This is a genomic window from Cupriavidus sp. GW823-FHT06D04 (genome assembly GCF_058795055.1).
On sequence record NZ_JBXAHL010000025.1, the window covers coordinates 107,774 to 119,172 of the forward strand.

12 protein-coding genes are annotated in these 11,399 nt (G+C 67.9%); 9 read left to right on the forward strand and 3 right to left on the reverse strand.

Annotated elements, in window-relative coordinates:
• Nucleotides 1-264: 264 nt before the first annotated feature.
• The 4 genes from AC1Q7H_RS26215 to AC1Q7H_RS26230 are packed head-to-tail and all read left to right on the forward strand — an operon-like array spanning nucleotide 265 to nucleotide 3,580.
• Entirely contained in the window at nucleotides 265-1,017 is a 753-nt protein-coding gene (locus AC1Q7H_RS26215; protein ID WP_010812897.1) for a maleate cis-trans isomerase family protein, read from the forward strand.
• A gap of 11 nt (nucleotides 1,018-1,028) precedes the next feature.
• On the forward strand, nucleotides 1,029-1,859 hold the full coding sequence (locus AC1Q7H_RS26220) for an alpha/beta fold hydrolase (protein ID WP_153955044.1): 831 nt from the start codon (nucleotides 1,029-1,031) through the stop codon (nucleotides 1,857-1,859).
• 13 nt (nucleotides 1,860-1,872) lie between these two features.
• Nucleotides 1,873-2,952, forward strand: a complete 1,080-nt coding sequence (locus AC1Q7H_RS26225) for a 2,5-dihydroxypyridine 5,6-dioxygenase NicX family protein (protein ID WP_013955911.1) — start codon at nucleotides 1,873-1,875, stop codon at nucleotides 2,950-2,952.
• A complete protein-coding gene (locus tag AC1Q7H_RS26230; RefSeq protein WP_013955912.1) occupies nucleotides 2,945-3,580 on the forward strand; it encodes an N-carbamoylsarcosine amidohydrolase in 636 nt (211 codons plus the stop codon). Before AC1Q7H_RS26225 ends, AC1Q7H_RS26230 begins: the two co-directional genes overlap by 8 nt.
• Nucleotides 3,581-3,607: 27 nt before the next feature.
• On the opposite strand, the gene AC1Q7H_RS26235 is transcribed toward AC1Q7H_RS26230, so the two are convergent.
• Nucleotides 3,608-4,363: a TetR/AcrR family transcriptional regulator gene (locus AC1Q7H_RS26235; RefSeq protein WP_153955045.1), complete on the reverse strand. Its 756-nt coding sequence runs from the start codon at nucleotides 4,361-4,363 to the stop codon at nucleotides 3,608-3,610.
• An 83-nt stretch (nucleotides 4,364-4,446) separates the two neighbouring features.
• Between AC1Q7H_RS26235 and AC1Q7H_RS26240 the strand changes: the two genes are divergently transcribed.
• A complete protein-coding gene (locus AC1Q7H_RS26240) occupies nucleotides 4,447-6,720 on the forward strand; it encodes a xanthine dehydrogenase family protein molybdopterin-binding subunit (protein WP_153955046.1) in 2,274 nt (757 codons plus the stop codon).
• Between the two features lie 27 nt (nucleotides 6,721-6,747).
• On the opposite strand, the gene AC1Q7H_RS26245 is transcribed toward AC1Q7H_RS26240, so the two are convergent.
• A complete protein-coding gene (locus tag AC1Q7H_RS26245) occupies nucleotides 6,748-7,227 on the reverse strand; it encodes a MarR family winged helix-turn-helix transcriptional regulator (protein ID WP_013955915.1) in 480 nt (159 codons plus the stop codon).
• 205 nt (nucleotides 7,228-7,432) lie between these two features.
• Here AC1Q7H_RS26245 and AC1Q7H_RS26250 point away from each other — a divergent pair, with 205 nt between their 5' ends.
• Genes AC1Q7H_RS26250 through AC1Q7H_RS26265 form a run of 4 tightly spaced genes read left to right on the forward strand, consistent with a single transcriptional unit; the run spans nucleotide 7,433 to nucleotide 10,631 of the window.
• Nucleotides 7,433-8,320, forward strand: a complete 888-nt coding sequence (locus tag AC1Q7H_RS26250) for a DMT family transporter (RefSeq protein ID WP_041228318.1) — start codon at nucleotides 7,433-7,435, stop codon at nucleotides 8,318-8,320.
• Between the two features lie 55 nt (nucleotides 8,321-8,375).
• Entirely contained in the window at nucleotides 8,376-9,164 is a 789-nt protein-coding gene (locus AC1Q7H_RS26255; protein ID WP_010809246.1) for an SDR family oxidoreductase, read from the forward strand.
• Nucleotides 9,165-9,221: 57 nt separating this feature from the next.
• Nucleotides 9,222-9,614: a methylglyoxal synthase gene (locus tag AC1Q7H_RS26260; RefSeq protein ID WP_013955917.1), complete on the forward strand. Its 393-nt coding sequence runs from the start codon at nucleotides 9,222-9,224 to the stop codon at nucleotides 9,612-9,614.
• Nucleotides 9,615-9,653: 39 nt separating this feature from the next.
• Nucleotides 9,654-10,631 carry a quinone oxidoreductase family protein gene (locus tag AC1Q7H_RS26265; protein WP_013955918.1) on the forward strand — a complete coding sequence of 326 codons (978 nt, stop codon included), beginning with the start codon at nucleotides 9,654-9,656 and terminating at the stop codon, nucleotides 10,629-10,631.
• A gap of 71 nt (nucleotides 10,632-10,702) precedes the next feature.
• Here AC1Q7H_RS26265 and AC1Q7H_RS26270 read toward each other — a convergent pair whose 3' ends face one another.
• Nucleotides 10,703-10,996, reverse strand: coding sequence for a YkvA family protein (locus AC1Q7H_RS26270; RefSeq protein WP_013955919.1), 294 nt, complete (start codon nucleotides 10,994-10,996; stop codon nucleotides 10,703-10,705).
• Nucleotides 10,997-11,399 lie beyond the last annotated feature (403 nt).

Here is an 11,399-nt window from a genome sequence, read left to right on the forward strand (position 1 = left end):
AAAACATCAAAGTAAAAGAAGAAAATTATGAACCTATGGAAAACCCTTACTGAAATGTGATGACGCTCACGCATCGCGTTATATCGGTGAATTGATGCGCAAATACAGGGATTGATTAGTTAAGTATGCACTGAACGAGTGAATTCGCGGGCGCGCAGATTCTGTTTGCTTAGATAAAGTGTGTACACTACAATCAATCACAGCATGCAGGGCCGCCAGGCCGAGGCAGGCGGGTAGACAGACAAACAGATGACGGAGTCGACAGTGCAGAAAGTTTTCCGAATCGGCCAGATCGTGCCGAGCTCCAACACCACCATGGAAACCGAGATCCCGGCGATGCTGGCAGCGCGCCAGCTGGTGCGCCCGGAACGCTTCACCTTCCACTCAAGCCGGATGCGGATGAAGAAGGTGGTCAAGGAGGAACTGGCGGCCATGGATGCCGAATCCGACCGCTGCGCGGTGGAACTGAGCGACGCCCGCGTCGACGTGCTCGGCTATGCCTGCCTGGTGGCCATCATGGCCATGGGCCACGGCTACCACCGGGTGTCCGAGCAGCGCCTGCAGGCGCATACCGCCGAGAACGGCGGCGACGCGCCGGTGATCACCAGCGCCGGCGCGCTGGTCGATGCGCTCAAGGTGATGGGCGCGAAGCGCATCGCCGTGGTGGCGCCCTATATGAAGCCGCTGACCGAGCTGGTGGTCGACTACATCCGCAATGAAGGCTATGAGGTGGTCGACTACCGCGCGCTGGAAATCCCCGACAACCTTGAGGTGGGGCGCCACGACCCGGCACGGCTGCCGGAGATCGTCGCGCAGATGAATACGGCCGACGCCGATGTCATCGTGCTGTCGGCGTGCGTGCAGATGCCGTCGCTGCCAGCCGTGGCCAAGGTCGAGGCGATGACCGGCAAGCCGGTGGTCACCGCCGCCGTCGCCACCACCTATGCGCTGCTGAAGCGGCTCGGGCTGGAGCCGGTGGTGCCGGGCGCCGGCGCGCTGCTGTCGGGCGCGTACTGAAGGGGGCGGCCATGGCAGACAGCACCTTTCTCTACGGCGCCAACGTGAACGCCAACGGCATCCGCCAGCACTACCTGCGCTATGGCGGGCAGGGCGGTGCGCGTGCGCAGCGCGATGCCGTCATCATCGTGCCGGGCATCACCAGCCCGGCGGTGACCTGGGGCTTTGTCGGCGAGCAATTCGGGCAGCAGTTCGATACCTATGTGCTCGACGTGCGCGGCCGGGGCCTGTCGCAGGCCGGCGCTGAGTTGGACTACAGCCTCGATGCGCAGGCTGCCGATGTGATCGCGTTTGCGCAAGCGCTTGGCTTGCAGCGCTACGCCATCGTCGGCCATTCGATGGGCGCGCGCATCGGCATCCGCGCCGCGGGCAGCAAGCCGGCGGGCCTGACGCACCTGGTGCTGGTCGATCCGCCGGTGTCGGGGCCGGGCCGCCGCCCGTACCCGTCGCAACTGCCGTGGTACATCGATTCGATCCGGCTGGCGCAGCAGGGCATCGACGTGGAAGGCATGCGCCGCTTCTGCCCGACTTGGACCGAGGACCAGTTGCGCCTGCGCGCGCAATGGCTGCATACCTGCGACGAGCGCGCGATCCTGGCCAGCTTCAATGGCTTTCATGAGGACGATATCCACGCCGACCTGCCGCACGTCGCCGTGCCGGTCCTGCTGATGACCGCGGGCCGTGGCGACGTGATCCGCGAGGAAGACGTGCAAGAGATGCGCAAGCTGCTGCCCGCACTGCTGCTTGCGCATGTCGCCAACGCCGGCCACATGATCCCGTGGGACGACGAGGCCGGCTTCTACCGCGCCTTTGGCGACTTCCTGGGTGCGGCGCTGAACTAAACGAGGAGCGAACATGCCCGTAAGCGATTACGACCTGACCGCGGCGTGGAAGCAGGTGCTGACGCTGTCGAAGCTTGAGCCGGGGCAGACCGTCACCGTGCTGACCGGCGCCGCCACGCATCCGCAGACGCTGCGCACCGCGATGGTGGCGGCGGCATCGATGGGCGCCATCGTCAACCGGCTCGACTTGCCGCCGGTCAATGGCGAAAAGGCGCTCAGCCGCGACGCGCTGGCCTATCTGGGGACCACGCCGCTGACCGGCAACCCGGCCGCCATTGCCGCACTCAAGGCCAGCGACCTGGTGCTGGACCTGATGACGCTGCTGTTCTCGCCCGAGCAGCACGAGATCCTGGCGCAAGGCACCAGGATCCTGCTGGCTGTGGAGCCGCCCGAAGTGCTGGCGCGGCTGGTGCCGACCGAAGCCGACCGCGCCCGCGTCAAGGCCGCGGCCGCGCGGCTGGGCAAGGCGCGCGAGATGCATATCGTGTCCGACGCCGGCATGGACCTGCGCTGCCGCCTGGGCGAGTTCCCGGCGATCAGCGAGTACGGCTTTGTCGACGAGCCCGGCCGCTGGGACCACTGGCCGAGCGGCTTCGTGCTGACCTGGCCGGACGAGGGCGGCACCAACGGCACCATCGTGCTGGACCGCGGCGACATCCTGCTGCCGATGAAGTCCTATCTCCAGGCGCCGATCCGCATTACGGTCGAAGCCGGCTACGTGCGCCGCATCGAAGGCGGCGTGGACGCGGAGTTGCTGGCCGACTACATGGCCTCGTTCAACGACCCCGAAGCCTATGCCATGTCCCATATCGGCTGGGGGCTGCAGCCGCGCGCCAGCTGGTCGGCGCTGGCGATGTATGACCGTGAGGCCACCATCGGCATGGACGCGCGCGCCTACGAGGGCAACTTCCTGTGCTCGTTCGGCCCCAACAACGAAGCCGGCGGCAGCCGCACCACCGCCTGCCATATCGACATCCCGGTGCGCCACTGCACCGTCAGTCTGGATGGCGAGCCCGTGGTGGTGCGCGGCAAGGTGATGGACGGCCACCACGCGCCGGCCGCTTCTCTCTACAAGGACGCGCGCCATGGATGACGCCGTGCAGACTTACCAACGCCAGGGCTTTGGCGCAGCCATGGAACTGAGAGCGCCGTACGGCCTGCTGATCATCGACTTCGTCAACGGCTTCGCCGATCCGGCGGTGTTTGGCGGCGGCAATATCCCCGAGGCGATCCGCAACACGCAGCCGCTGCTGCGCACCGCGCGCGAGCAGGGCTGGCCGGTGGCGCACAGCCGCATCGTGTTTGCCGACGACGACAGCGATCACAATATCTTCACGCTGAAGGTGCCGGGCATGCTGACGCTGAAGGAGGATGGCCACAACAGCAAGATCGTGCCGGAGCTGGCGCCAGCGCCGGGCGAACTGGTGGTGCGCAAGACGGTGCCGTCAGCGTTCTTCGGCACCTCGCTGGCGGCGTGGCTGACGCAGCGTGGCGTGCAGACGCTGCTGGTGGCGGGTTGCGTCACCAGCGGCTGCGTGCGCGCCAGCGTGGTCGACGCGATGTCGCTGGGCTTCCGCCCGCTGGTGGTGTCGGATTGCGTGGGCGACCGCGCGCTGGGCCCGCATGACGCCAACCTGTTCGACATGGCGCAGAAGTACGCCACCGTGCTGACGCGCGACGAGGCGCTGGCGCAGGTTGCCGGCGTGCGCGCCGCCGCCTGAGGCGTGGCGATGCGGCCGGGCCTGGCGTCAGCCTGCCGCCGCGCGCCGGCCGCGGGCCGTCTTGCGCGGCGCGGCCGGCGGCGCCACATCCGCATCCGGCACAGCGCCGGGCACGGCCACGGCGCGCAGCACCGTCTGCTGGATCACATCGCGCCAGTGTGCCAGCGCCGGCGGGCTCATCATGGGTTCGCCCAGGAAGGCGCTGAGCGTATGATGGTTGGAGTTGTAGAAGTAGCCAAGCGAAGCGATCACCATATAGACATCGCGTGCGGCCGCGTCCGGCCGGAACAGCCCCGCGGCCTTGCCGCGCGCGAGGATGCCGTCGAGCACCGACAGCGCGTAGCTGGAGATCTCGCGCAGCCGCACCGACTTCTTCGCGTGCTTGCCCTGGCTCATGTTCTCGCTGGTCAGGATGGCGACGAACTCCGGATGATCCAGGTAGTACTGCCAGATGAAATCGATCAGTTGCGACAGCGCACGCACGGGGTCGGCGGCGTCGAGCTCATGTTCCAGCTGCTGCTCGGCTTCATTGAGCTGCAGGTAGATGGTCTCGAGCACTTCGACAAACAGCTTTTCCTTGCTGCCGAAGTAGTAATAGATCATCCGGTCGTAGGTCTTGGCCAGCGACGAGATGCGTTCGATGCGGCCCCCGTCGTAGCCGCGCTGGGCGAAGACCTTGATCGCAGCCTTCAGGATGCGGTCGCGGCTGTCCTGCGCTTGCCTGGCCCGCGTGCCGGCTGGCGCCCGCTTTGCGGTTGGCTTGGGCGCGGTCGTGATCGTCATGGTCGATGCTTGGGCTATTCCACTGTTGGCTTGCAGTATAACGGGCGCCCCGGGGCGCAGCCGGTGAAGGAGATGGCAGAACGATGACGGCAACCAATCTGCAAGCCGCGGCACAGGCCGACGCCGACACGCCGCGCACGCTGCGGCTGGCGCTGCTGCAGGCCACCGGCGTGCTGCTGGTGACGCGCGCCCCGCAGGCGGCGGCACGGCCCGCGCCCGGCCAGCCCGGCGCGGCGTCGGACTACGTGCCGGCACTGCCGGACATCTTCATTGCCTTGCGCGACAGCGGCGAGGTGCTGGCCTTCAACGGCCACGTCGACCTGGGCACCGGCATCCGCACGGCACTGGCGCAGATCGTGGCGGAAGAACTCGACGTGCCGCTCGAACGCGTACGCATGGTGCTTGGCCATACCGAAGCCACCCCCAACCAGGGCCCCACCATTGCCAGCGCATCGATCCAGATCTCGGCGCTGCCGTTGCGCCGCGCCGCCGCCCAGGCGCGTGCGTGGCTGCAGGCGCGTGCCGCGCAGCACCTCGGCGTGGAAGCCGGCGGGCTGGAGGCAGAGGACGGCGTCTTCCGGGTTCCCGGCACGCAGGCCAGCGTCGGCTATGGCGCGCTGCTTGCCGGCGAGCACCTGGAACTGCCGCTGGCCGACGACATACCGACCAAGCCGGTCGAGTCCTACCGCATCGTCGGCCGTGCCGCGGGCCGCGTCGATATTCCCGGCAAGGTGCGCGGCGCACTGACCTTTGTCCACGACGTGCGCGTGCCCGGCATGCTGCATGGCCGCGTGGTGCGACCGCCGTATGCGGGGCGCGACAGCGGCCACTTTGTCGGCAACAGCCTGCTGGAAGTCGATCGCGACTCCGTGCGCGACGTGCCGGGCGTGGTCGATGTGGTGGTGCAGGGCGACTTTGTCGGCGTGGTGGCCGAGCGCGAGGAATACGCGGTGCAGGCCGCGCGCCGGCTGCGCGTGCGCTGGAAACCCATCCCGCCACTGCCGGCGCTGGACGATCCGGAGCCCGCGCTGCGCGCCAACCCGGCCACGCGGCGCGAGTTGCAGGCCGACGGCGAACTGCCGGCAAACGGCGCCGGCATGGCATTGCAGCGGCGCTTCGTCTGGCCGTACCAGATGCATGGCTCGATCGGCCCGTCATGCGCCGTGGCCGACTGGCATGACGATGGCCTGACAGTCTGGTCCGGCACGCAGAACCCGCATGTGCTGCGCATCGATCTGGCAAAGTTGTGCGGGCTCGGCGAAGACCGCATCGAGATCGTGCGCTTGGAGGCTGCCGGCTGCTACGGGCGCAACTGCGCCGACGATGTAGGCGCCGACGCGGCACTGCTGTCGCGCGCGGTCGGGCGGCCCGTGCGCGTGCAGCTCTCGCGCGAGCAGGAACACCTGTGGGAGCCCAAGGGCGCGGCTCAGCTGATGGACGTCAGCGCCACGCTGGGGCCGGACGGCGCGCTGCTTGGCTATGACTTCACCAGCCGCTATCCGTCCAACGATGCGCCCACGCTGGCGCTGGTGCTGACCGGTGCCGTGCCCAACGCGCCGCGCACGCTGGAGATGGGCGATCGCACCGCCGTGCCACCGTACGCGTATGGCGCGCGCCGCATCGGTTGCGACGACACGCCCGCGATCGTGCGCGCGTCCTGGCTGCGTGGCGTGTCGGCGCTGCCCAATGCGTTTGCGCATGAGTGCGTGATCGATGAGCTGGCAGCAGAGGCGGGTGCCGATCCCGTGGATTTCCGGCTGCGGCACCTGCCGGATGAACGTGCCGCGGCTTTGCTGCGCGCCGTGGCCGAAGCGGCTGGCTGGCAGCGGGGCGTGGCCGGATCGCGGGGTATCGCGGATGCCGAAGGCCGGCTGCGCGGCCGGGGCGTGGCCTATGCCCGCTATATCCACAGCCGTTTCCCGGGGTTCGGCGCAGCGTGGTCTGCCTGGGTGGTGGACCTGGCGGTGGATGCCGGCAGCGGCCGCATCACCATCGAAAAGGTGGTGGTCGGGCAGGACACGGGCATGATGGTCAACCCCGACGGCGTGCGCCATCAGATCCACGGCAACGTGGTGCAGACGCTCAGCCGGGTGCTGAAGGAGCAGGTGCGCTTCGATGCGGAGGGTGTCGCCAGCCGCGAATGGGGCAGCTATCCGCTGCTGACCTTCCCGGAAGTCCCGCCGATTGAAGTGGTGCTGATGCCGCGGCAGTCGGAGCCGCCGCTGGGCGCCGGCGAATCGGCCTCGCTGCCGGGTGCGCCGGCGATCGCCAATGCCTTGTTCGATGCGCTGGGGGTGCGGCTGCGCCGGCCGCCTTTCGTGCCGGAGACGGTGCTGGCGGGGTTGCAGGCCCGCTGAGGCCCCCAAACTCAAAGCGGCGCCTGCTCAGGCGCCGCCATTCCCCTCGTCAATCTCACTCATCTTGCGCAGCAGGTAGGTCACCGCCACGCGCTCGGCCGGGTTCAGGCCGCCGAAGGTCTGCTCCGAGATCTCCTTCGCAAACGGCACGGTCTCATCGATCAGTGCCAGCCCGGCGGGCGTGACCGTTACCACCACCTTGCGCCGGTCATTGGGATCGTGCGACACCGCAATCAGCTCGCGCGACTTCAGCCGGTCGATGATGCCCCGCACCGTGGCCTGGTCGATGGCGGTGGCGCGCACCACCTCGTTCATCGAACACGGCTGGCGGTCCCTGACCGCGCACAGCACCACGAACTGCGCCGCGGTCAGCTGCGAATCCGGGATGGTCTGCTGGAAGATCGCCACATGGCGCTGGTAGGCGCGCCGCAGCAGGTGGCCCACCTGCTCGGTGAAATCGTAGTCGGCGGCGGTCTTGCCGGAAGGCGTGTCGGAGGGCTGGGGCACGAACCTGGTGCAGTGGGTAAGGTGACTCAGAGTATACCGAGGAAGGGGCCGGGAAGGTGGCCGGGGCCGCCGCGGCGATGGCCGATGCCATTGCGTCTTTTCGAATACAATCGTCGGGTCGTTTCGCGGGGCCGACGTGCCCGCCCGCTTTCCCCCTGTATTCCCCGTGCCAGCCTCCCAGAAGTCTCTCGCCGCACCTGCCGCGCTGCCGTCGCCGCAGCGCTCGGGGCTTGTCATCGCCGCCGTCGGAGCGGTGCTGTTCTCCGCCAAGGCGATCGTCGCCAAGCTGATGTACCGCTACAACGTCGATGCGGTGATGGTGATCACGCTGCGCATGCTGTTCGCGGTGCCGCTGTTCATGGCGATCGGCTGGTGGCAGTCGCGCCGGCTGGCGCCGCTGTCGTGGGCGGATCGGGGCCGCGTGGTGTTTCTCGGATTTATCGGCTACTACCTGTCGAGCTTCCTCGATTTCATCGGGCTGCAATACATCACCGCCGGGCTGGAGCGGCTGATCCTGTTCCTGACGCCGTCGTTCGTGCTGCTGGCCACCGCGCTGGTCTTCCGCCGGCCGATCGCCATGCGCCAGTGGCTGTCGCTGCTGCTGGCCTACGCCGGCATCGTGCTGGTATTCGCGCATGACCTGGACGTCAGCGGCAGCCAGGTGTGGCTGGGCGGCGCGCTGGTGCTGGGCAGCGCCTTGACATATGGTATCTACCTGATCCTGAGCGGCGAGCTGGTGCGGCGCATCGGCTCGCTGCGGCTGGTGGCGTATGCGATGTGCGTCTCGACCGCCTGCTGCGTGATCCAGTACCTCGTGCTGGGCCGGCCGGTGTCGGAACTGGCGCAGCCGGCGCCGGTGATGTGGCTGTCACTCGTCAATGCGGTGTTCTGTACCGTGCTGCCGGTGTCGCTGACCATGGTGGCGGTGTCGCGCATCGGCGCGCCGATGGCGTCGCAGGCGGGCATGATCGGCCCGGTGTCGACGCTGTTACTGGCCTTCTGGCTGCTGGGCGAACCCGTCAGCGGCGTGCAGCTCGCCGGCAGCGCGCTGGTGATGGGCGGCATGTATTTGCTGTCGGCAAGAAAAACGTGATTCCAGGCCGGCCGCCGAGCTGGCCCGTCAAAGACAACAGACAAAGGAGAAAGACATGGATCTGGGACTGCGCGGCAAGCATGCGCTGGTATGCGGCGCCAGCAAGGGCCTGGGCTTTGCCTGCGCCGATGCGCTGGCGGCCGAGGGTGTTGACGTGGTGATCGTGGCGCGCGGCGCCGAGGCGCTGGAGAAGGCCGCTGCCGGCTTGCGCGCGCGCCATGGCCGCCGCGTGATCGCGGTGGCGACCGACATCACCACGCCCGAAGGCCGCAAGGCGGCGCTGGACGCCGTGGCCAAGCTGGGCGACCTCGACATCCTGGTTAACAACGCCGGCGGTCCGCCGCCGGGGAACTTCCGCGACTGGGAGCGCAGCGACTGGCTGGCCGCACTGGACGCCAACATGCTGACCCCGATCGAGCTGATCAAGGCCACCGTCGACGGCATGATCGCGCGCAAGTGGGGCCGCATCATCAATATCACCAGCGGCGCGGTCAAGGCGCCGATCGATGTGCTGGGCCTGTCCAATGGCGCGCGCTCGGGCCTGACCGGCTTTGTCGCGGGCGTGGCGCGCGAAGTGGCGCAGCATGGCGTGACCATCAACAACCTGCTGCCGGGTCCGTTCAACACCGACCGCCTGCTCAAGACCATGGAAGGCGGGGCCAAGAAGGCTGGCCTGAGCGTCGATGAGGTGGCGCAACGCCGCGCCGCGGCGAACCCGTCGCGCCGCTTCGGCGAGCCGGCCGAGTTCGGTGCTACCTGCGCCTTCCTGTGCAGCCGCCATGCCGGCTACATCACCGGGCAGAACATCCTGCTCGATGGCGGCGCCTACCCGGGCACCTTCTGATTCCGCTGCTTTCTCCTGTTTCCTGACGTTCACCGACCCCGCAACAAGGAACCCCTGATGACTCGCCCCCGCATCGCGCTGATCGCCCACGACCACAAGAAGGACGATATCGTCGCCTTCGCCACGCGCCACCGCGCCTTCCTTTCGCAGTGCGAGCTGCTGGCCACCGGCACCACCGGCGGGCGCCTGATCGACGAGGTCGGGCTGGAGGTGACGCGCATGCTGTCGGGGCCGTGGGGCGGCGACCTGCAGATCGGCGCGCAACTGGCAGAAGGCCTGGTGCGCGCCGTGGTGTTCCTGCGCGACCCGATGACGCCGCAGCCGCATGAACCCGATATCAACGCGCTGGTGCGCGCCTGCGACGTGCACAACGTGCCGTGCGCGACCAACGTGGCCACTGCCGAGCTGTTGATCGCCGGGCTGACGCGCGAGGCTGAAGCCGGCAACTGAATTCCCATCGATGCATCACCATAACGAGGAGCGACACAGATGAGCAAAGCCATCCGGATCGAGCAGACCGGCGGTCCCGAAGTCATGCAGTGGGTCGATGTCGAAGTGGGCGATCCCGGCCCCGGCGAAGTGCGCGTGCGCCATGAGGCGGTGGGCCTGAACTACATCGATGTCTATTTCCGCACCGGGCTGTACAAGCAGCCGCTGCCGGGCGGGCTGGGCATGGAAGGCGCCGGCGTGGTCGAAGCGGTGGGCGAGGGCGTGCGCCACGTCGCCGTGGGCGACCGCGTGGCCTACGCCGGCCGTCCCACCGGCGCCTACGCGCAGGTGCGCGTGATGCCGGCCGATATCGTGGTGCGGCTGCCCGATGCGATCCCGTTCGACACCGCCGCGGCGATGATGCTGCAGGGCCTGACCGCGCAGTACCTGATCCGCGACAGCTACAAGGTGCAGCCGGGCGACACGGTGCTGCTGCATGCGGCCGCCGGCGGCGTTGGCCTGATTGCCAGCCAGTGGCTCAAGGCGCTCGGCGTGACCGTGATCGGCACCGTGGGCAGCGACGAGAAGGCCGAACTTGCGCGCGCCAATGGCTGCGCCCATACCATCGTCTACACGCGCGAATCCTTCGTGGACCGCGTCAAGGAAATCACCAACGGCAAGGGTGTGGCGGCGGTCTATGACTCGATCGGCAAGGACACTTTCGAGGGCTCGCTCGACTGCCTGGCGCCGCGCGGCACCATGGTCAGCTTCGGCAATGCCTCGGGCCCGGTGCCGCCGTTCGATCTGTCGGTGCTGAGCAGCAAGGGGTCGCTGCGGCTGACGCGCCCGACGCTGATGACCTACGTGGTGAATCGCGAGCTGCTGGAGCCGATGGTGGCCGACCTGTTCGACGCCGTGGCCACCGGCAAGGTGAAGATCGACATCCGCCAGCGTTACGCGCTGTCCGAGGTGGCGCAGGCGCACCGCGACCTGGAATCGCGCAAGACCACCGGCTCGACCATCCTGCTGCCGAACTGAGCACCAGCCAGGCAAGCAAAAGCCCCGGGGCGGCAGGTGCCGCGCCGGGGCTTTGTCATTCAGCGATGCGGTCAGTGCGGCCGGACCGTGGTGGCGGTGGCGCGCGTCTGCGCCTGGCGCAGGATATGCGGCGGCAGGCGCTTCAGGATCAGGTGCACCGCCAGCGGAATCAGCACCACGTCATCGACGATGCCCAGGCCCGCGACCACATCGGGGATCAGGTCGATCGGCGAGATTGCGTAGAGCAGGAGCCCGATGGCGGCGGGCTTGAGCCAGGCCGGCGCGTCCGGATGGCGCAGCGCGTACCAGAACAGGCGGCCGTCGCTACGAACCAGCGTCCACAGGGCCGAAAATCGCTTCCACATGAGAGGCCTCCTTCACATTGCGGGCGCCGGTCACTGGCGCATGCACAGATAGCTTGGGCCGTTATCGGCGGCTTCAAGTTCCGGAGGTGCAGGGAGATGCCTTGGGTATAGCCAAGGCTGGCGGTTTGCGCCCCTCTCCCGCTTGCGGGAGAGGGGCGGGGGAGAGGGCAGGAGCGTCAAAGGCTGAGGGCGGTGGGTGAAAACCGTTGGCCCCGCTTGGTGTGGCTCCTAGCTAAACCACCGCTCTCCCCGACCCTCTCCCGCTGATGGGAGAGGGAGAACACCTTGCTTAGGCAAGCTCGGGCGGCTCAGGAGCACCGGCGATCAGAGCCTGTCAGATTTCTTGTGTGTTGAGGTCATGAGACGATATCGAAAGAAACGCCCTTATGACCGAAACAACAAG